The sequence below is a fragment of the Burkholderia sp. SJZ089 genome (assembly GCF_007828315.1).
GTDB lineage: Bacteria > Pseudomonadota > Gammaproteobacteria > Burkholderiales > Burkholderiaceae > Burkholderia > Burkholderia gladioli.
The window spans coordinates 1-19,891 of sequence record NZ_VIUM01000012.1 but is presented as its reverse complement, the minus strand read 5'-3'; the positions used below and the strand labels follow the sequence as shown (position 1 = coordinate 19,891).

The 19,891-nt window shown below is 69.6% G+C and carries 19 protein-coding genes, 1 other RNA gene and 1 riboswitch; of the genes, 10 read left to right on the top strand and 10 right to left on the bottom strand.

From position 1 onward, the window contains the following. Nucleotides 1–2: 2 nt before the first annotated feature. The 4 genes from cobT to FB600_RS21795 all read right to left on the bottom strand — a co-directional run bounded on the left by cobT (nt 3) and on the right by FB600_RS21795 (nt 5,102). Complete coding sequence (gene cobT, locus FB600_RS21810; RefSeq protein ID WP_145757337.1) at nt 3–1,058, bottom strand: nicotinate-nucleotide--dimethylbenzimidazole phosphoribosyltransferase; 1,056 nt, start codon at nt 1,056–1,058, stop codon at nt 3–5. A gap of 79 nt (nt 1,059–1,137) precedes the next feature. Continuing rightward, on the bottom strand, nt 1,138–1,986 hold the full coding sequence (locus FB600_RS21805) for an ABC transporter ATP-binding protein (protein ID WP_145757336.1): 849 nt from the start codon (nt 1,984–1,986) through the stop codon (nt 1,138–1,140). A 5-nt stretch (nt 1,987–1,991) separates the two neighbouring features. Next, the gene (locus FB600_RS21800; RefSeq protein WP_145757383.1) at nt 1,992–3,017 is read right to left on the bottom strand and encodes a FecCD family ABC transporter permease; all 1,026 of its coding nucleotides are present in this window, start codon (nt 3,015–3,017) and stop codon (nt 1,992–1,994) included. A gap of 69 nt (nt 3,018–3,086) precedes the next feature. Further along, on the bottom strand, nt 3,087–5,102 hold the full coding sequence (locus FB600_RS21795; RefSeq protein ID WP_145757335.1) for a TonB-dependent receptor domain-containing protein: 2,016 nt from the start codon (nt 5,100–5,102) through the stop codon (nt 3,087–3,089). Between the two features lie 66 nt (nt 5,103–5,168). Continuing rightward, nucleotides 5,169–5,449: riboswitch (cobalamin riboswitch) on the bottom strand. A gap of 175 nt (nt 5,450–5,624) precedes the next feature. Here FB600_RS21795 and FB600_RS21790 point away from each other — a divergent pair. The 5 genes from FB600_RS21790 (at nt 5,625) to FB600_RS21770 (ending at nt 8,125) form a co-directional block, all read left to right on the top strand. Then, nucleotides 5,625–5,981, top strand: a complete 357-nt coding sequence (locus tag FB600_RS21790) for an ATPase (RefSeq protein ID WP_145757334.1) — start codon at nt 5,625–5,627, stop codon at nt 5,979–5,981. Then, nucleotides 5,978–6,292 (top strand): cell division protein ZapA, encoded by a 315-nt coding sequence (locus FB600_RS21785; protein WP_013699080.1) that lies wholly within the window; start codon nt 5,978–5,980, stop codon nt 6,290–6,292. Before FB600_RS21790 ends, FB600_RS21785 begins: the two co-directional genes overlap by 4 nt. Before the next feature lie 93 nt (nt 6,293–6,385). Further along, nucleotides 6,386–6,567: non-coding RNA, 6S RNA (gene ssrS, locus FB600_RS21780), on the top strand. Nucleotides 6,568–6,765: 198 nt separating this feature from the next. Continuing rightward, nucleotides 6,766–7,227: an EVE domain-containing protein gene (locus FB600_RS21775; RefSeq protein ID WP_013699081.1), complete on the top strand. Its 462-nt coding sequence runs from the start codon at nt 6,766–6,768 to the stop codon at nt 7,225–7,227. Nucleotides 7,228–7,423: 196 nt separating this feature from the next. Beyond that, a complete protein-coding gene (locus tag FB600_RS21770; protein WP_013699082.1) occupies nt 7,424–8,125 on the top strand; it encodes an SIMPL domain-containing protein in 702 nt (233 codons plus the stop codon). Nucleotides 8,126–8,254: 129 nt separating this feature from the next. On the opposite strand, the gene lgt is transcribed toward FB600_RS21770, so the two are convergent. After that, on the bottom strand, nt 8,255–9,145 hold the full coding sequence (gene lgt, locus FB600_RS21765; RefSeq protein ID WP_036049547.1) for a prolipoprotein diacylglyceryl transferase: 891 nt from the start codon (nt 9,143–9,145) through the stop codon (nt 8,255–8,257). 94 nt (nt 9,146–9,239) lie between these two features. Further along, a complete protein-coding gene (locus FB600_RS21760) occupies nt 9,240–10,151 on the bottom strand; it encodes a LysR family transcriptional regulator (RefSeq protein WP_098181648.1) in 912 nt (303 codons plus the stop codon). A gap of 130 nt (nt 10,152–10,281) precedes the next feature. Here FB600_RS21760 and ilvD point away from each other — a divergent pair, with 130 nt between their 5' ends. Both ilvD and FB600_RS21750 read left to right on the top strand, forming a co-directional pair. Further along, nucleotides 10,282–11,955 carry a dihydroxy-acid dehydratase gene (gene ilvD / locus FB600_RS21755; protein WP_098153677.1) on the top strand — a complete coding sequence of 558 codons (1,674 nt, stop codon included), beginning with the start codon at nt 10,282–10,284 and terminating at the stop codon, nt 11,953–11,955. 147 nt (nt 11,956–12,102) lie between these two features. Further along, on the top strand, nt 12,103–12,429 hold the full coding sequence (locus FB600_RS21750; RefSeq protein WP_013699086.1) for a c-type cytochrome: 327 nt from the start codon (nt 12,103–12,105) through the stop codon (nt 12,427–12,429). A gap of 148 nt (nt 12,430–12,577) precedes the next feature. On the opposite strand, the gene FB600_RS21745 is transcribed toward FB600_RS21750, so the two are convergent. From FB600_RS21745 to FB600_RS21735, 3 genes are read right to left on the bottom strand one after another with little or no spacing between them, the layout of a single operon-like run. Further along, entirely contained in the window at nt 12,578–14,044 is a 1,467-nt protein-coding gene (locus tag FB600_RS21745; protein WP_145757333.1) for a DUF2486 family protein, read from the bottom strand. A gap of 17 nt (nt 14,045–14,061) precedes the next feature. Further along, nucleotides 14,062–14,478: a DNA polymerase III subunit chi gene (locus FB600_RS21740; RefSeq protein ID WP_013699088.1), complete on the bottom strand. Its 417-nt coding sequence runs from the start codon at nt 14,476–14,478 to the stop codon at nt 14,062–14,064. A gap of 43 nt (nt 14,479–14,521) precedes the next feature. Further along, on the bottom strand, nt 14,522–16,033 hold the full coding sequence (locus FB600_RS21735; protein WP_046577319.1) for a leucyl aminopeptidase: 1,512 nt from the start codon (nt 16,031–16,033) through the stop codon (nt 14,522–14,524). A 109-nt stretch (nt 16,034–16,142) separates the two neighbouring features. On the opposite strand from FB600_RS21735, the gene lptF reads away from it, so the two are divergent. The 3 genes from lptF to FB600_RS21720 are packed head-to-tail and all read left to right on the top strand — an operon-like array spanning nt 16,143 to nt 18,785. Continuing rightward, entirely contained in the window at nt 16,143–17,234 is a 1,092-nt protein-coding gene (gene lptF, locus FB600_RS21730; RefSeq protein ID WP_036049543.1) for an LPS export ABC transporter permease LptF, read from the top strand. A gap of 3 nt (nt 17,235–17,237) precedes the next feature. Continuing rightward, on the top strand, nt 17,238–18,386 hold the full coding sequence (lptG, locus tag FB600_RS21725) for an LPS export ABC transporter permease LptG (protein WP_013699091.1): 1,149 nt from the start codon (nt 17,238–17,240) through the stop codon (nt 18,384–18,386). 24 nt (nt 18,387–18,410) lie between these two features. Further along, entirely contained in the window at nt 18,411–18,785 is a 375-nt protein-coding gene (locus FB600_RS21720) for a sirohydrochlorin chelatase (RefSeq protein WP_013699092.1), read from the top strand. Nucleotides 18,786–18,958: 173 nt separating this feature from the next. On the opposite strand, the gene cobA is transcribed toward FB600_RS21720, so the two are convergent. Continuing rightward, nucleotides 18,959–19,741 carry a uroporphyrinogen-III C-methyltransferase gene (gene cobA / locus FB600_RS21715; RefSeq protein ID WP_013699093.1) on the bottom strand — a complete coding sequence of 261 codons (783 nt, stop codon included), beginning with the start codon at nt 19,739–19,741 and terminating at the stop codon, nt 18,959–18,961. Nucleotides 19,742–19,891: the final 150 nt, after the last annotated feature.

Sequence of the window (19,891 nt, the reverse complement as noted above, 5' to 3'; positions counted from 1 at the left end):
GCTCAGGCATCGTCGCGGTTCGCGACGCCGGCCGCCTCGAAGCTGGCCATCTCGTCGAGGAAGGCGGTGGCCGCGCGCAGCAGCGGCAGCGCGAGCGCGGCGCCGGTGCCCTCGCCCAGGCGCAGGTCGAGCGCGAGCAGCGGCGCCGCGCCGAAATGCCGGAGCATGCGGCGATGGCCGTTCTCGTCGGAGACGTGCGAGAACACGCAGTAGTCGAGCACCGCGGGCTGCAGCGCGGCGGCCACCAGCAGCGCCGAGCTGGCGATGAAACCGTCCACCAGGATCGCCATGCGCGCCTGCGCGGCCGCCAGGAAGGCGCCCGTCATCATCGCGATCTCGAAGCCGCCGAAGGTGGCCAGCACCTCGAGCGGCGCCTGTGCCTCGGGATGGCGCGCCAGCGCCGCCTCGAGCACGGCGCGCTTGCGGGCCAGCCCCTGGTCGTCGAGGCCGGTGCCGCGCCCCACGCACTCGGCCAGCGGCAGGCCGACCAGGCGGCTCATCAGGCAGGCCGCGGCCGAGGTATTGGCGATGCCCATCTCGCCGAAGCCGACCACCGTGGTGCCGAGCGCCGCATGATGCGCGACGCGCGCGGCACCGGCCGCCAGCGCCGCGTGCAACTGCGCCTCGCTCATCGCCGGCTCCTGCGCGAAGTTGCGCGTGCCCGCCGCGACCGGCACCGCGATCAATTGCGGCGAGGCCGGCAGCGGCGTGGCCACGCCCGCGTCGACGATCTCCAGCTCGCAGCCGGCCAGCTTCGAGAAGGCATTGATGGCCGCGCCGCCGGCCAGGAAGTTCGCCACCATCTGGGCGGTAACCGCCTGCGGATAAGGGCTCACGCCCTCGGCCGCGATGCCGTGGTCGGCCGCGAACACGATCGTCACGGGCCGCTCGATGCGCGGCCGGGTGCTGCGCTGGATCCGGCCCAGTTGCAGGGCGAGTGCCTCCAGCTTGCCGAGGCTACCGGGCGGCTTGGTCTTGGTGTCGATCAGGTGCTGCAGCGAGGCGCTCAGCGTGTCGTCGAGCGCTTTGAGCTTCGGGACGGTATAGGTCGGGTTCATGCGGCGTTCTTCGGTTCGGTTGGAGGCTGGCGCGTCGGGCGCACAGCCCCGGGTGAGCGGGTCGACAGGTGGAGAGGATTCAGCGCGGCGGTGGCCGGGAGCGCGGCGGCGTGGCATGCGCGGGCCACATCGGCACCAGCGCCTCGTGGCCGTCGCGCTCGATCAGCACCAGCGGATAACCGAAGGCGGCGCTCGCCGCCTCGGCCGACAGCACCTCGCGCGCGGGGCCGGCCAGCGCGCCGCCGCGTCCGTCGAGCAGCAGCGCGTGCGTGGCGTAGCGCCGTGCGAGGTTCAGATCGTGACACGAAAAAATCACCGTGCGCGGCGCGACGCGCAACCAGGCGAGCAGCGCGTCCAGGCAGGTGGCCTGGTGCTGCAGGTCCAGGTGCGCGAGCGGCTCGTCGAGCAGCAGCAGCGGCGCATCCTGGCACAGCACGCCAGCCAGCGCCACGCGCTGGCGCTCGCCGCCCGACAGCGTGAGCACGTCGCGCGCCGCGAACTCGGCCAGGCCCAGCGCCGCCAGCGCGGCGCGCGCGGCGAGCCGGTCGGCCTCGCCTTCCCAGCCCCAGCCCCAGCCGCCCAGGTGCGGAAAGCGGTGCGCAAGCACGGTATCGAACACGCTTGCCGCGAAGGCGTCGTACTGGGCTTGCGGCATCAGCGCGCGACGCCGCGCGAGCGCGTCGGCCGGCCAGCTTGCAAGCGGCCGGCCGTCGGCCTCGACCTGCCCGGCCGCCGGCGCGTCGAGCCCCGCCAGCACCGAGATCAGCGTGGTCTTGCCGGCGCCGTTGGGGCCGGCGATGCACCACAGCTCGCCGGGCGCGAAGCGCAGCGACAGCGCCTCGACCAAAACCCGCGAACCGGCCGCGAGCCGCAGTTCGCGCACGCGCCAGTCGTCGCCGGCCGGCGTGGAAGACGGGGAGGAAGACATCGCGCTCATCGTCCCGGCCCGCGCAACAGCATCCACAGGAACACCGGCACGCCGATCAGCGCCGTCATCGCGCCGACCGGCAATTGGGCTGGCGCGATCACGGTGCGCGCCACCAGGTCGGCCGCCATCACCGCCGTGCCGCCGGCGAGCGCCGCGGCCGGCAGCAGCATGCGCTGGTCGTTGCCGAAGGCGAGCCGCAAGCCGTGCGGCACCACCAGGCCGATGAAACCGATGGTGCCGGCCGTGGTGACCGAGGCCGCGGCGGCCAGCGAGGCGATCAGGTAGAGACGCAGCCGCAGCCGCGCGACCGGCACGCCCAGCGCGGCGGCACCGAGCTCGCCGCGCAGCAGCACGTTCAGTTGCGGCGCGACCGGCAGCGCCGCGAGCAGCGCGCAGGCCAGCGCGGCCAATGCGAACCACGGCGGCGCCGCGCTGCCGAGATCGCCGGCCAGCCAGAACACCATGCCGCGCAGGCGGCTGTCGGGCGCGATCGACAGCATCAGCGTGATCAGCGCGCCCCAGCCGGCGGCCACCACCACGCCGGTGAGCAGCAGGCGCGGCGAGGCCTCGCGCACGGTATCGCGCACGGTGCCGCGCGCCGGGCCGAGCCTGAGCGAGCGATGCGCGAGGCCGAGCACCAGCGCGACCGACAGCAGCGCGCCCGCGAACGAGGCGGCATCGACCCACCACCAGGCGGCGCCCGCGATCATGGCCGCCAGCGCGAACCCGGCCGCGCCGCCCGAGACGCCGAGCACATAGGGCTCGGCCAGCGGATTGCGCAGCAGCACCTGCAGCAGCGCGCCCGCCAACGCCAGCAGGGCACCGCAGCCGAAGCCGGCCAGCGCGCGCGGCAGGCGCAGCGTGCGCACGATCTCGCCGGCCAGCGGGTCGCCGCCGGCCGGCGTGAACAGCGCGCCCAGCGCCTGTCGCGGCGAGATCGGCACGCTGCCGAGCGTCAGCGCGGCCACCAGCACCAGGGCGGCGGCCAGCGCGAGCGCGGCCCAGATCGCCCAGGCGCGGCCGCGCGTCATGCTCGCCGTGCGCGCGAACGTGTTCAAGCGGGGTTCCTCGCGAAGCTCATGCCTGCGCCGTGCGCGACCTCATGGCTGGCGCCAGCCGATCGTGACGTAGGCGCCGCGCCGCGGCGTGTTGTACCCGTAGGCAAGCTGGTAGTCCTTGTCGAGCAGGTTGTCGAGATGCGCGCTCACGTACCACGCCTTGGTGATGTCGTAGCGCGCCGTCAGGTTCACCACGCCGTAGCCGCCGAGCGTCTGCGCGCTGTCGCTGCGCGCGCCGCTCAGCAGCCACTCGGCACCGACGCGCCAGCCGCCGAACGGATGGCTGGCCGAGAACGACGCGAAGCGCCGCGCGTGCCGCAGCAGGTCCTGTTCGCCGCTCTGGTCGACCGGGTTCTGGAAGGTCGCCGAGGCGCGCACGTCAGTCTTGCCGAGATGCCCCTGCCACGAGCCCTCGATGCCCTGCACCTTGGCGCGCCCGACGTTCTGCGCCGTATAGACCAGGCCCGACGCATCGGGCTCGTACTGGATCAGGTTCGCGTAGCGCGTCTGGAACAGGCTCAGCCGCATCACGCCCAGCGCGTCCGAGGCGTATTGCAGCGCGGCCTCGATCGAATGGCTGCGCTCGGGCACCAGCGCGGGATTGCCGGCATCGGGGTAGTACAGGTCGTTGAAGGTCGGCGCGCGAAACGCATCCGAATAGCTCGCCGTGACCTTCCAGTGCTCGCCCAGGTCGTATCCGTAGCCGAGATAGTAGCTGTTCGCGCCGCCGAAATCCGAATACTGGTCGCGCCGCAGGTTGGCCTGCACCTGGCTGTCGCCGAAGCGGCCCGTGTAGCCGAGCCAGCCGGAATTCACGTGTCGCTGCGGCGCCGAGTAGACATCGGAATCGAAGGCCTGGTCGAGCCGCTCGTAGCCGGCCTGGATGGTCTGGCCGCGCGCCACCGTGAAATCGTTCTGCCAGCTGTACTGACGGTTGTCGGTGTTGAAGTGGTCGGTGTAGGCGCCGTTCAGCCAGCTCTGGCTGCGGTCGTTGCCGCTCGACACGCGCAGGTGGGTGGTCCACCAGTCGGTCAGCTTGCCCTCGGCATGCGCCGAGATCTGCTGCACGCGGCTGTAGAGCGTGTTGAGATCGGTCGTGGCCTGTCCGAAGGGGTTGTCGTAGCTGTTCTCGCCGTTCGACTGGAAGTAGTCGAGGCCCGCGCGCCAGCCGTTCGCGAAACGATGCTTGAGCGAGGCCGAGAGACTCTCGTTCAGGTTGCCGTTCGCGTTCGGATTGGCGCCCGGCTGCTGCACCGGGTCGATCGCCGAGAAGCCGTCGGTCTTGTCGCGCGACAGCGACAGCGAGAAGGTGGTGCTGCCGTCCGCGTCGAGCCGGCCCGAGACGCCGGCCTGCTGCGACTGCGTGTGATAGCTGCCGTAGCCGGCCGAGAAATAGAAGCGCGGCGGATGATTGCCGCCGTCGCGCGTGAACACCTGCACCACGCCGCCGATCGCGCCCGAGCCGTACAGCGAGGAGACGTTGCCGTTGACGATCTCGACGTGGTCGATCTGCTCGAGCGTGAGCTGGCTCAGTTGCGCGGCGCCGAGGCTGGCCGAATCGACGCGCACGCCGTCGATCAGCAGCAGCGACTGGTTCGACTGCGCGCCGCGCAGGAACAGCGAGGTGTTCGAGCCGGGCCCGCCGTTGCGCACGATCTGCGCGCCGGGTGCGAACGCAAGCAGGCCCGGAAGATCGGACGCGCTGCTGCGTTCGATGTCCTCGCGCGTGAACAGGGTGGTTTGCGGCAGCGCGTCGGCGAGCTTCTGCGCGCTGCGGCTCGCGCTCACCACCACCGAGTCGAGCGCGACCGGCGCGGCGGGATCGGCGGACGATGCGGCGCTGGATGAAGCCGTGGCGGTGGACGCAACGGCGGCGCGGTCGCTGCTTCGCGCGACGGACGGCGCGGCGGCGGAGCCGGTGGCGGCGCTGGCGGCGCTGGCGGCGCTGGCGGCGGCCATATCAGACGCGCGGGACGTGCCGGGCGCAACCTGGGCGAGCGACAGGCAAGGCAGCCCGCAAGCCGCGAGCAGGGCGGCGCGGACAAACGCGGTGGACATCGGGAACATCCTGTGGATTCGCGCGGCCCTGCCTCCCCGCAGCGCCGCCTCCGGAAGCGCGCAGGCCGCGCGCTTCCCCGCTTCGGCCGGTATCCGGGCTGGCGACCAGCCCACCCCCGCCTTCCCGCGCGAACCAGGCGCGCAGTGGCCACGGCGGCCCTCGCTCGCGTGAGGGCCGCCATCGAGGGGCGGCTTGCGCCAGGATCGCCAGCGCGATCGACGCGGTCGCTTACCGTTGCGGGGGCAGCGCAGGTTGGCATGCCGCGCGGCATCGCTCCCTGCTTCCCGTTTAACCGCGCGCGCCCTCGTCTAGGCCGTGCGCGAGCACCGAAGCGGCGCCAGTGTAGGAGCGCCCCCGGGCAGCGTCAAGAAACGCGCGTCGGACGCACGCAACGCCGGCAAAACGGCATTTCCCGTGTCACTTCGCGGCAAGAAGGGGGGTGGTTACGTCTGGATACGTTACAAAAGTCGGTACAAGGCGCTTTCCGCGCTAAAATGCCCGGTCTTTAGAGGACGCAGCAGATGCTCAACGAACTCGAAACCCTATCCCAGAACATTGGCCGCCTGATTGCGCTGAACCAACGCCATCACACGGAACGGCTCGCGCTCGAGGAGCAAGTCGCGCAATTGCGCGCGCAAGCCGAAGCCGTGCGCGTCGAGCTCGATCAGTTGCGCGACGAACGCAACGGCCTGGTCGCCGAGCGCGATGCACTGTCGGCGAAGATCGACGATGCGCAGATCAAGCTCAACGCGATCCTCGAGAAGCTGCCGCGCACGCGCCAGACCGCCGACGGCGACAGCCAGCTCGACCTGCTCGGCGGCGGCGAGGCGGCCGGCAACGGCGGCGACGACGCGGCCAGCCACGGAGAACACGCATGAGCAGCAAGCAGATCGAAGTCTCGATTCTCGGCCAGGCCTATCGCCTCGCCTGCTCGCCGGAAACCGAAGCGGCCCTGCTCGAGGCGGTCGCGCGCGTCGACGCCGAGATGTCGAAGATCCGCGCCAACAGCTCGGTGCGCGGCACCGATCGGATCGCGGTGATGGCCGCGCTGTCGCTCGCCTCGGAGTTGCTTCGCCTGCAACAGAGCGTTCGTCACGGCGAGGCATTTCCCGCGGAAGAAATCCGGCGTACAATGCGCCACATGAATGAACAGCTCGGCGCGGTACTGGCCCAGCACGAGTCGCGGTAAGCAGCGCGGCTCGGCGGACAAGCCAGCGGCTGCACCGAAGTAAGCGGTTCATGCGAATTCGTTTCACAAGATCGGATTCACTAGGTTCTCTCAGCTTCCCTGCCTGGTTCGCCAAGGTCATATATTCCTTGAACCAATGCCATGTGCACGGTTGCGGAAATTTGTAGCACGGGCGCGCGCGTCACTCTGTCTGATGTACCCGAAGTGCTGCTAACTGCGACCAATTCTGAACCTCAGGTTCAGGATGCCGGCCTAGCGGCCAAGGCGGGGACCTATTCGACGGCATCGGACCAGTTCCGATGCCGTTTTCATTTGTGCTTCGATTTGTGCTTCAAACGGCTCGCGTGCCCTGGATCGGCGATCACGAGGCACGCCAGGCGATCGCATTCCCGTCTCACCCGGCAAGCGTCGTCGCGACGGCCGCTGCTCCCGCCGCGCGCGTTCACTGCCCCTTCTTTCAGCGGACCGCCCTCATGCAATTCTGGCTGATGAAATCCGAACCGGACGAGGCGAGCATCGACGATCTCGCCGCCGCGCCGAAACACACCCTGCCCTGGACGGGCGTGCGCAATTATCAGGCTCGCAATTTCATGCGCGACACCATGCGCATCGGCGACGGCGTGCTGTTCTATCACTCGAGCTGTCCCGAGCCCGGCATCGCGGGCCTGGCCGAAGTCTCGTCGACGCCCTATCCCGATCCGACCCAGTTCGATCCGGCCAGCCCCTATCACGATCCGAAGTCGAAGCGGGAAGAGCCGCGCTGGAGCCTGGTGGACGTGCGCTTCGTGAAGAAGACCCCCTTGATTCCGCTGGCCGCGCTGCGCGAGCACGACGAGCTCGCCGAGATGCGCGTGCTCGCCAGGGGCAACCGGCTCTCGATCACGCCGGTCACGCGCGCCGAATGGAAGTTCATCACCGAGAAGCTGATGAAGTGAGGCAGGTGCCGGCCGGCTTGCCGCGAGATCTGTCAGCAAAGGTAAATCGCGCGCCTGGTGCCGGAACTCGGCACGCCTTTCATCGGCCTAACGCTCGCGCGATCGGCGGAACCCCGGTTCCATTGATCGCCTCGACAAGACGCGCGGCACGATGTGGCACGGGCCGCTGGCCGCGCACAGAACAGGAGCTCATACGATGAAAAAATCCGCTGCCGTACTCGCCCTCGCCCTGGCCGCCGTGATCCCCGCGGTGCAGGCACAAGTCGCGCCCCAGCCTTCGGGCGTGCTGTCGCTGTCGGCACAGGCCAGCACCGACGTGCCGCAGGACGTGGTCGACATCACGCTGTTCTACGAGCAGGAAGCGAAGGATCCGGGCAGCCTGACGACCGAGCTCAATCGCCGCGCCGACGCCGCGCTGGCCCGCGCGCGCGGCGTGTCGGGCGTGACCGCGCGCACCGGCGGCTTCTCGGTCTACCCGAGCAACGACCGCGACGGCAAGATCGCAGCCTGGCGCGGCCGCACCGAGATCGTGCTGGAGTCGCGCGATTTCACCGCGGCCTCGAAGCTCGCGGGTGACCTCGCCAGCACCCTGCAAGTCGGCAACGTCGAGTTCTCGCTGTCGCCGGAAGCGCAGCGCGCGGCCGAGCAGAAGCTGACCTCGGAAGCGATCCAGTCATTCCGCAACCGCGCCGCCGAGGCGGCCAAGGCCTTCGGCTACAGCGGCTACGCGATCCGCGAAGTCAATGTCGGCGGCGGCCGCAGCGTGCAGCCCTACCCGCGCATGATGGCGATGGACGCCGCGCCGATGATGGCGAAGGCCGCCGCCGCGCCGATCGCCGTCGAGGGCGGCAAGTCGACCGTCACCGTCAACGTGAACGGCTCGGTGCAGATGAAGTAAATCGCGTCGATGCGCGTGCCGCCCGCCAGCGGCGTGGCGGCATGAGATGACAGAAGGCCCGACCGGCTTGCACCGGTCGGGCCTTTTTCACATCGTCGTGTCACATCGTTCGACGAGGACCGCGCGAACTCATGCCGGCGTCGCGACACGCCCCTTGCGATAGGCCCACAGCATCATCAGCACGCCGGCGATGATCATCGGCAGCGACAGCCACTGGCCCATCGACAGGCCCAGCGCGAGCAGGCCGAGGAAATCGTCGGGCTCGCGGGCGAATTCCACCGTGAAGCGCGCCAGGCCATAGCCGATCAGGAACAGCGCCGACACCGCGCCGGTCGGGCGCGCCTTGCGCGAGAAGAAGAACAGCAGCAGGAACAGCGTGATGCCCTCCAGCGCGATCTCGTAGAGCTGCGAGGGATGGCGCGGCAGCATCTGGTATTGCATGAACACCTCGTTCAGGTTCCACTTCGCGGCGAGGTCGGGATGATGCGCGAGCCAGATCGCGTCGTCGCGCGAGGCGCCGGGGAACAGCATCGCCCAGGGCGCGTCGGGGCTCGTCACGCGGCCCCACAGCTCGCCGTTGATGAAGTTGCCGAAGCGGCCCGCGGCCAGGCCGGTGGGCACCATCGGCGCGATGAAGTCCGTCACCTGCAGCCAGGTGCGCTTGCGCTGCCAGGCGAACAGCACCATCGCGGCCAGCACGCCGAGGAAGCCGCCGTGGAACGACATCCCGCCCTCCCAGACGCGGAAGATGTCGAGCGGATGCGCGAAGTAGTAGCCGGCCTTGTAGAACAGCACGTAGCCGAGCCGCCCGCCCAGCACCACGCCGAGCACGCCGTAGAACATCATGTCGTCGATGTCCTTGGCGGTCCAGCCTTGCGCGGCGACATGCGGCAGCTTGAGCCGCACGCGGCCGACGACGATCGCCGCGATGAAGCCGACGAGATACATGAGCCCGTACCAGCGCACGGCCAACGGTCCGAGATGAATCGCGACGGGATCGAAATTGGGGTGAATGATCATGAGTCGGTGTGGATGGTTGCTGAATCGACGCGGCGTTCGTGCGCCGCGCCCGCTGTTTGACGATGCGATCGCGCCTGCGTTCGCGCCGCGTGCATCAGGCCGGCGCGCCGCGCCGCACGATCTCGATGAAGCCCGCCAGCACCGGGCTGACGTCCCTGGTGCGCCAGACCAGGCCGGTCTCGACGATCGGCGTCTCGCCCGCCAGCGCACGGTAGACGACACCGGTGCGGCGCAGGTTACGCAGCGATTGCGGCACCAGTGCGACGCCCATGCCGGCCGACACGAGGCTGACGATGGTCTGCATCTGGATCGCCTCCTGGCCGATGCGCGGCGTCAGGCCCCGCGCACCATAGCAGCCCGTAATGATGTCATAAAAGCCGGGCGCCAGACGACGCGGGAAGATCACCAGCGGCAGATCGGCCAGTTGCTCGAGCCCGATCGGGCCGTCCTCGCCCGGCATCGCGGCCTCCTCGGGCATCGCCACCACCAGCGGCTCGCGCGCCACGCCGAGGTAGGACAGGCCCGCCGCGTGGCGCGGCGGCAGCGGCTCGATCACCAGCCCGGCGTCGATCCGGCCTTCGGCCAGCATCTCGACCTGCTGGTCGCTGGTGGCCTCGGTCAGTTGCAGGCGCACGCGCGGGTAGCGCGCCCCGAACTCGCGCAGCAGCGCCGGCAGCAGGCCGTAATCGGCGGTCGAGACGAAGGCCAGCGCGAGCGCGCCGGCCTCGCCGCGCGCCAGGCTGGTGGCCAGCGGCGGCAGCGCGTCGGCAGCCGCCAGCAGGCGCCGCACCTCGGGCAGCAGGGCCGCGCCGACCGCCGACAACTCCACCGAGCGCTGGGTGCGCACGAACAGCAGCACGCCGAGCGCGGCCTCCAGCGCGCGGATCGCCTGCGACAGCGGCGGCTGCGTGATCGACAGGCGCGTCGCCGCGCGGCCGAAATGACGCTCCTCGGCCACCGCCACGAAGTAGCGCCATTGCCTCAGATCGGGGGTCGGTTCGGCCACGATTGATATCCTCAGCGACTCAATTGGCCACGAATAATATATTGGACAGGTGCCGAGGGACAGCCCATGCTTGCCTGACCACGGCCGCCCTGGCGCGCGCCGGATGTCCACAACCCGGATGGAGTCCCCCATGTCCTACAACCGTCGCTCGAAAAACATCACGCAGGGCGTGGCCCGCTCGCCGAACCGTTCGATGTACTACGCACTCGGCTACCAGCAGGCGGACTTCGACAAGCCGATGATCGGCATCGCCAACGGCCACTCCACCATCACGCCCTGCAATGCCGGCCTGCAGCGCCTGTCGGACGCGGCGGTCGAGGCCGTCAAGGCGGCCGGCGCCAATCCGCAGATCTTCGGCACGCCCACCATCTCGGACGGCATGTCGATGGGCACCGAGGGCATGAAGTATTCGCTGGTCTCGCGCGAGGTCATTGCCGACTGCATCGAGACCTGCGTGCAGGGGCAGTGGATGGACGGCGTGGTGGTGGTGGGCGGTTGCGACAAGAACATGCCGGGCGGCATGATCGCGCTGGCGCGGCTGAACGTGCCGGGCATCTACGTCTATGGCGGCACGATCCGCCCGGGCAACTGGAAAGGGCAGGACCTGACCATCGTCTCGGCCTTCGAGGCGGTCGGCGAATTCACGGCCGGGCGCATGTCGCAGGAGGACTTCGACGGCATCGAGCGCAATGCCTGCCCCTCGACGGGCTCCTGCGGCGGCATGTACACGGCCAACACCATGAGCTCGTCCTTCGAGGCGCTCGGCATGGCGCTGCCCTATTCCTCGACGATGGCCAATCCCGACCAGGAGAAGGTCGATTCGGCGGCCGAGTCGGCGCGCGTGCTGGTGGAGGCCGTCAAGCGGGACCTGAAACCGCGCGACATCATCACCCGCGAATCGATCGAGAACGCCGTGTCGGTGATCATGGCCACCGGCGGCTCGACCAATGCCGTGCTGCACTTCCTGGCCATCGCGCACGCCGCCGAGATCGACTGGAGCATCGACGACTTCGAGCGGATCCGCCGGCGCGTGCCGGTGATCTGCGACCTGAAGCCCTCGGGCCGCTACGTGGCCACCGACCTGCATCGCGCGGGCGGCATCCCGCAGGTGATGAGGATCCTGCTCGACGCGGGCCTGCTGCATGGCGAGTGCCTCACCATCACCGGCCAGACGGTGGCCGAGACGCTGCGCGAGGTGCCCTCGGTGCCGCGCGCCGACCAGCAGGTGATCTTCCCGATCGACCAGGCGCTCTATCGCGAAGGCCATCTGGCGATCCTCAAGGGCAATCTCGCTGAGGACGGCGCGGTGGCCAAGATCAGCGGGCTGAAGAATCCGGTGATCACGGGGCCCGCGCGCGTGTTCGACGACGAGCAGAGCGCGCTGCAGGCGATCCTCGAGGACCGCATCCGCGCCGGCGACGTGGTGGTGCTGCGCTATCTCGGCCCGCAAGGCGGCCCCGGCATGCCGGAGATGCTCGCGCCCACCTCGGCGATCATCGGCAAGGGGCTCGGCGAATCGGTGGGCCTGATCACCGACGGGCGCTTCTCGGGCGGCACCTGGGGCATGGTGGTCGGCCATGTCGCGCCGGAGGCCTTCGCCGGCGGCACCATCGCCCTGGTCCAGGAAGGCGATTCGATCACCATCGACGCGCATCGCCTGCTGCTGCAGTTGAATGTCGACGATGCCGAGCTGGCGCGCCGCCGCGCCGCCTGGCAGCGGCCGGCGCCGCGTTACACGCGCGGCGTGCTGGCCAAGTACGCGGCGCTGGCGCTGCCGGCGAATCGCGGCGCCGTGACGGGCTGAAGCACTCGCCGCGGGCAGCAAGGAAGACGGAAGGAACGGCCTGGCCGATTCGCACGAGGGGCACGAGGGGCGCGACGAGCTCGCGCCCTCTTTGCTTCTATAATGCGCGGACAGCCAGGCCGGCCCTCGCGCCGGCGGAGACCCCGTATGAGAATCACGCTACTGCGAGCCACGCTTGCCCTGCTGCTGGCCGCGAACCTGCCGGCCCAGGCGCAGCAGCCGGCCAGCGGCCCGCTGCTCGCGCAACGCAGGAACTGCATGGCCTGCCATGCGGTCGCCGCGCCCCTGATGGGGCCGTCCTTCCACGCCATCGCCGATCGCTACATGAATCGCCCCGATGCGGCCGACTATCTGGTGCAGACCATCGTCAAGGGCAGCGTCGGCGTGTGGGGGCCGGTGCCGATGCCGGCCAACACCCAGGTGACCGGCGACGAGGCGCGCACCCTCGCGCAGTGGATCCTGACCTTGAAATGAACGCAAGCCGCGGCGAAGCGGCGGCCTGAAACAAGAAAACGCGCGAGCGCACCTGAAGTGCGCGTCGCGCGTTTGTCATTCGGGGCCGCAGCGGTCCCGCGAGCCGGGGCGCCGGATCCAGCCGCCCTGGCCGGCTTCCCTGAACGCCTCAGCGCTGCTGCCGGGATTGCGGTGCGTCGCGCCGAGCGAGCGCCTCGTCGACGGCTTCGGCCACCCAGCGCTCGAATTCGGGCGCCAGCGCCGTCACCACCTGCTGCGACACCTCGCCGACCAGCCAGGCGGCATGCTGCTGGACCGCCTCGCGGCAACGCGCGTCGATCAGGGCACGGCCCTCGCCGGACAGATAGTCGGCGACACGACCTTGCAGCCGCTCGGCGATATGCCGGGAATCGATCGGCGCCGCGGGCGGCGGCCCGGGTTCGGCTTGCGCAGCGCCGATCAGCTCGGCGGGCGGCAGCGCCTCGACATCGGCGAAACGTGCCGGCACCGGCGTCTCGGCGGCGACGGGCGACAACTGCGCGAAGGCGGCAGGCGCCAGCGTCTCGACGCGATGCAGCGCGGATTCGGTGCGCGCGGCGAGATCGTCGGGAGGGACTGGTGCCCGATGCAGTGCCTCGCCGTGCGGCGTCGCCGAGGCGGCGGCAGGCTCTTGCGAGGCGCCGTCGAGCGCATAGGCCAGCGGTGCGTTGTCGGGCGCATCGTGCTCGTCGTCGCGCGGGTCGGGCCGCGCTTCCATCTCGGCGGGAACGGCCTCGACAGGCAGCGGCTGCGGCGCCGCGGCGAATTCCTGGGGAACCGCCGGCTCGGCGGCCACGAACACGGCTTCGGCCTGAGTGGATTCGAGCGGCGCTGCCTGCGGCTCGACGAGCGGCGCGGGGCTTGCCGAGAATTCCTGAGGAATGCTCGACTCGGGCGAGACGAATGCCGCTTCGGCCGGGTCGGGCTCGCTGAAGGTGGATGCCTCATGCGACGCCGGCCACGGGTGAGGCTCGGCCGCGAATTCCGGCGGCGTCGATACCGGCTCCGGCGCGACGAACGCGGCTTCCGCCTGCGTCGGCTCGCTGAGGGCCGACGCTTCGTGCGCCTCGGGCAAGGGCTGCGGCTCGCCCGCGAATTCCGCCGGCGTCGATACCGGCTCCGGCGCGACGAACGCGGCTTCCGCCTGCGTCGGCTCGCTGGCAACCGACGCTTCGTGCGCCTCGAGCAAGGGCTGCGGCTCGCCCGCGAATTCCGGCGGCACCGTCACCGGCTCCGCCGCGACGAACACAGGCTCCGCCGGCGCCTCGGCGCCCTGCGCCGTCGCCGGCGAGGAAACCAGCCCTCGCGGTGCAAGCGCGGCCGGCTCGCCCGGCGCCAGGTGCGATGCCGGCAGCGCATCGGCCCAGGCTCCGGCCGGCGCGCCGTAGGCGGTGGACAAGCCCGCGCCCCCGCCGAGCGTCGGCAGGCCCGAAGCCGCCAGCTCGGGCGGCACCTGCGGCGGCAACTCGGGCAGGTCGGTGGCATGCGGCGCCGCCGCATCGGCGGCCTGCCAGGGACGACGTGCGAGCACGGACTTGCCGGGCACCAGCACGTCGGTCAGCACGGGAATGTCGAACTCGTTGTGGGCGTCGGGCATGTTGGCTCCAGGCGCGACTAGCCGCCTTGCTTGTAGTTGTTCAGCGCGTAGCCGCGGTCGCGGTAGAAACGGTAGCGATCGCGGCCGGCCGCCAGTTCCTCGGGCGCGTTGCCGACCACCTCGAGCAGCCGGGCGAAGCGCGCGAACTGCGCGGGCACCTCGGCGCCGAGATTGAGCAGCACGCCGTCATGCGGGGCGCGCGACAGATCGGTGGTCAGCACGATCGGCGTCTGCGAGGCCTGCGGGCTGTCGACCGAGCAATGGGGAATGAAATCGAGCGGCGAGAAGGTCCACAGCCGCTCGTCGAGCGTGCGCAGCCGTGCCGGCTCGGCGCAGACCACCACGGCCTGGCCGGCCAGGTAGGCCTTGCGCAGCAGCCGGCACGCATACGCGAGCGAGTCGCCGACGTTCGAATGGAAATCGATTCGTGTCATCGGGCGCCCCGCCGCGTCATGCCTGCCTTTTCCGACCTTGCACTCACGCGCCGGCGCGGTCGATCAGGAACTGCGAGAGCAGCGGCACCGGACGGCCGGTGGCGCCCTTGGCGGCACCGCTCTTCCAGGCCGTGCCGGCGATGTCCAGGTGCGCCCACGGATAGCTTTCCGCGAAACGCGCCAGGAAGCAGGCCGCCGTGATGCTGCCGCCCGGACGGCCGCCGATGTTGGCCAGGTCCGCGAAGTTCGACTTCAGCAGGTCCTGGTACTCGTCGTCGAGCGGCAGGCGCCAGGCCGGATCGCCCGCTTCGCGCGAGGCGTCGAGCAGCTCGCCGGCCAGCGCGTCGTCCTTCGAGAACAGGCCGCTGTTGTGGTGGCCCAGCGCGATCACGCAGGCGCCCGTCAGGGTCGCCACGTCGATCACCGCGGCCGGCTTGAAGCGCTCGGCGTAGGTCAGCGCGTCGCAGAGGATCAGACGGCCTTCGGCGTCGGTGTTCAGCACCTCGATCGTCAGGCCCTTCATGCTGGTGACGATGTCGCCCGGCTTGGTGGCCTGGCCCGAGGGCATGTTCTCGCAGGTCGGCACGATCGCCACCACGTTGAGCTTCAGCTCCATCTCGGCGAGCGCGCGCATGGTGCCCAGCACCGAGCCGGCGCCGCACATGTCGTACTTCATCTCGTCCATGCCCTCGCCCGGCTTCAGCGAGATGCCGCCGGTGTCGAAGGTGATGCCCTTGCCGACCAGCACGATCGGCGCGACCTTGGCGGCGGCGCCCTGGTAGTGCAGCACGATGAACTGCGGCGGCTCGACCGAACCGCGCGTGACCGACAGGAAGGAGCCCATCTTCAGCGCCTGGATCTGCTTGAGGCCGAGCACCTCGGCCTTCAGGCCCCAGTCCTTGGCCAACTGCCTGGCCGTATTGGCGAGATAGGTCGGGGTGCAGACGTTGCCGGGCAGGTTGCCCAGGTCGCGCGTGAGATCCATGCCGTTGGCGATCGCCACGGCCTGCTTGGCGGCCAGCTTGGCGGCCTTCTCGTCTGCCGGATCGACGCTGAACACCACGCGCTTGAGCGTGGCCGGGGCCGGTTCGGCCTTGCTCTTCATCTGCGTGAAGCGGTAGGTCTCGCCGCGCAGCGCGAGGATCGCGGCGCGCACGCTCCACTCGGCGCCGCGCTCGGCCACCGGCAGTTGCGCCAGCGTGAAGGCGACCTGGCCGACCTTGGTGGCCAGCAGCGCGCGCCAGGCGGCACGCACGGCTTCCTGGTAGGCCTTCTGGCCGAAGCCGTCCTGCTTGCCGAGGCCGACCAGCAGCACGCGGGAGGCGCCGATGCCCTCGACCTCGTGCAGGAACAGCGTCTTGCCGAGCTTGCCGTCCATGTCGCCGGCCTTGACCAGGCGCGACACCAGACCCTTGACGGCTTCATCGATGTCGAGCGCGGCGCCGGACAGCGTCTGCGACTCGAACACGCCGACCACCACGCAGTCGGACTTGCCGGTCAGGAAGCCCTTGGACGCACCTTTGCTCCAATCAAAGCCTTTTATGCTAAAGTCCATCGCGCTTGTCCTCGGATAAAATCTGGGCTATGTGGGTGAAAGCCGCAATTATCCGCTATTTTTCCTGTGGCGGCGCGCTGTATCCCTCCCCGCCCTCTTCGCCTCAAACATGATCTTCGAACGCTCCCTCCAGCGCGAGCTTGCGTACACCGCCGGCGCTGTCTTCATGGTGCTGCTCACGATCATGCTGACGTCGATGATGATCCGCATCGTCGGCTACGCAGCGTCCGGTCAGGTCAGCCCGAAGGACGTGCTCGTGCTGATCGGCCTCACCGTGATCGGCTATCTCGCGATGATCCTGGTCGGCACCCTCTTCGTGTCGATCCTGTTCGTGCTCACGCGCTGGTACAAGGACTCCGAAATGGTGGTCTGGCTCGCCTCCGGCGTGAGCCTGACGCGCCTGATCAAGCCGATCGGCGTGTTCGCCACGCCCATCATCGTGCTGATCGCCTTCTTCGCCTTCGTCGGCTGGCCCTGGTCGAACCAGCAGAGCAAGCTGATCAAGGCGCGCTTCCAGCAGCGCGACGAAGTCTCGCTGCTCGCGCCGGGCCAGTTCCGCGAGTCGCCGTCCACCAACCGCGTGTTCTTCATCGAGAAGATGTCGGCCGACCAGGCCGCCGTGCAGAACGTGTTCGTCACCACCACCGAGCAGGGCAAGGTCAACGTGGTGGTGTCGCAGACCGGCCATACCGAGACCGCCCAGAACGGCGACCGCTTCATCGTGCTGGAAAACGGCCGCCGCTACGACGGCGTGCCCGGCCAGCCGAACTTCAAGATCATGCAGTTCGAGCGCTACGGCGTGAAGATCCAGAGCAAGCAGGTGGTCACCCAGCCGACCACCACCAGCACCCCGACGCTGGACCTGCTGCGCGATCCGACCGACGAGAACCTCGCCGAATTCGCCTGGCGCGTCGGCCTGCCGCTGATCGCCATCAATCTGATGATTCTCGCGATCCCGCTGGCCTACCAGAACCCGCGGCGCGGCCGCACCGTGAACCTCGTGATGGCCGTGCTGATCTATCTAACGTATTCGAACCTGCTCAACGTGATGCAGTCGCAGATCGAGCGCGGCAAGATCCCGTTCGGCGTGGGCCTGGTGGTGCTGCACCTGGTGGTGGCCGGCATCGTCGCCTTCCTGTTCTGGATGCGCGTGCGCAACCGGCCGCTGATCTCGCGCGCCACGTTCCGCCGGGGAGCCTGACCGATGCGGCTCTACGAAAAGTACTTCGCGCGCCAGATCTACCTGACCTTCGTGTTCGTGCTGTTCGCGTTCTCGGGGCTGTTCTTCTTCTTCGACCTGATCAGCGAGCTGAACTCGGTCGGCCACGGCAGCTACAACTTCGGCTACGCGGTGCTGCGCGTGGGCCTGCAGACGCCCTCGCGCTTCTACGAGATCATCCCGGTCGCCACCCTGATCAGCGCCATCTACGTGTTCGCGCAGATGGCCGCCAACTCGGAATTCACCATCTTCCGCGTCTCGGGCCTGGCCACCAACCGGGCGCTGCGCTCGCTGCTGAAGATCGGCGTGCCGCTGGTGATCGTCACCTACCTGATCGGCGAGTTCATCGGCCCCTACACCGACCAGCTATCCGAGCGCGTGCGGCTCGAGGCGCTCGGCTCCTCGGTGTCGTCGAACTTCCAGTCGGGCGTGTGGGTCAAGGACACGCTGACGGCGCGCGACAACGGCGAGCCCGTCACGCGCTTCGTCAACGTCGGCACGCTCTCGCCCGACTCGACCATCAGCAACGTGCGGATCTACGAGTTCGACTCGAAGTTCCAGCTGCAGAACGTGCGCATCGCCAAGTCGGGGCGCTACGCGCCGCCGGGCCACTGGCTGCTGACCGACGTGACCGACACCCAGCTCTCGCCGATCGTGCCGGCGCCGAACACGCCCAAGGATGCGCTGAACCCGGTCTATCGCTCCGAGCAGGTGAGCATGCCGCAGTATTCGCTGCGCTCGGACCTCACGCCGCAGATCCTCTCGGTGCTGCTGGTGTCGCCGGAACGCATGTCGATCTTCAACCTGTTCCGCTACATCCAGCATCTGCGCGAGAACCAGCAGGACACCCAGCGCTACGACATCGCGCTGTGGCGCAAGCTGCTCTACCCGTTCGCGGTGTTCGTGATGCTGGTGCTGTCGCTGCCGTTCGCGTACCTGCACACGCGCGCTGGCGTGGTCGGCGTGAAGGTGTTCGGCGGCATCATGCTCGGCATGAGCTTCCAGCTCTTCAACACGCTGTTCTCGCATATCGGCACGCTCAACACCTGGCCTGCGCCGCTGACCGCGGCGCTACCCGGCCTGATCTATCTCGCGCTCGGCCTGTTCGGGCTCAAGTGGGTCGACCGGCACTGAGCCACTGATCACCACGGAGGGAAGATGAGCAGACACGGGATCATCCTGTTCGGACACGGTTCGCGCGACCCGCGCTGGATGGAGCCGTTCGAGCGGCTGGCCGAGCGCGTGCGCGCCAGCCATACCAGCGGCCCCGTCGCGCTGGCCTTTCTCGAGCTGATGCCGCCCGAGCTCGAGGACGCGGTGGCCGCCCATGTCACGGCGGGCTGCGCGACCGTCACCATCGTGCCGGTGTTCGTCGGCCAGGGCGGCCATGTGCGGCGTGACCTGCCCGAGATCGTCGAGGCCTGCCGCGCGGCGCATCCGGGCGTGGATATCCGCTGCGCCACGGCGATCGGCGAGGACGATTCGGTGCTCGACGCGATCGCGACATACTGCCTGCAGCAAGCGGGCGACTGAACCTTCGACCGGGATGCGCTCCCGCTCGCTGGAATACGAAACGCCGGCCTCGCGCCGGCGTTGTTCATTGCGCGGGGAATGTGCCGCTGAAATGCGAAACGCCGGCCCAAGGGCCGGCGTTGCTTCGTATCGACTGCTTGCGGGTACTGGCGGGCGCTCCGCCGACCCGCAGCTCAGGCCGCGTTGCGGACCTCGCCCTTGCCTGCCGGCTGCCCGGCGGCCTCCTCGCTACCCGGCTCCACCGCTCCCGCGCGTTCCGCGAAGGCCGCGCCGATCATCAGCAGGCTCGGCTGCGAGGGATCGAGCCAGGCCTGCGCCTCGCCCGCCGCCATGCGCGCCAGCGTCAGCGCCAGGCTGCGCTCGCGCGGCGTGCTGCAGGCCTCGACGATCGCCACCGGCGTGTCGCCCGCTCGGCCCGCGTCGATCAGTTGCCGGGCGATGCCGGGCGCGCTGTCGCGACCCATGTAGAAGACCAGCGAATCGGCCTGCACCTGCTCGCGAATCTCGTCGCTGCCGGGCGCCCGGCTCTGGGTGGCGAAGGCCACGCTGCGCGACACGCCGCGCAGCGTCAGCGAGCGCTTGAGCGCGGCGGCACTCGCCAGCGCCGCGGTGATGCCCGGCACCACCTCGTAGTCGATGCCGGCCGCCTCGAGCGCGCGCATCTCCTCGTCGGCCCGGCCGAACAGCATAGGGTCGCCGCCCTTCAGGCGCACCACCACCGCGTGCTCGCGCGCCGCGTCGATGATCTGCTTGTTGATGAACTGCTGCGCCGTGGAGCGCTGGCCGCAGCGCTTGCCGACCGCGATGCGGCGCGCGTTCGGCGCGTAATCGAGCATCGCCGGCTCGATCAGCGCGTCGTGCAGCACCACTTCGGCCTGGCCCAGCAGGCGCGCGCCGCGCACCGTGATCAGGTCGGCCGCGCCGGGTCCGGCGCCAATCAGATACACCTTGCCCATAAGCCTTTCATTGGTAGAGTGCCGCCGGCCGCGACACGCGAGGCCGACGGCGCCGGACTCACGCCGAGTAGGCGCGAATCATCCCGGCGGCGACCGTGTGATGGGTCGCCTCGTCGATCAGCACGAACGCGCCCGTGCCCGGATGCGCAT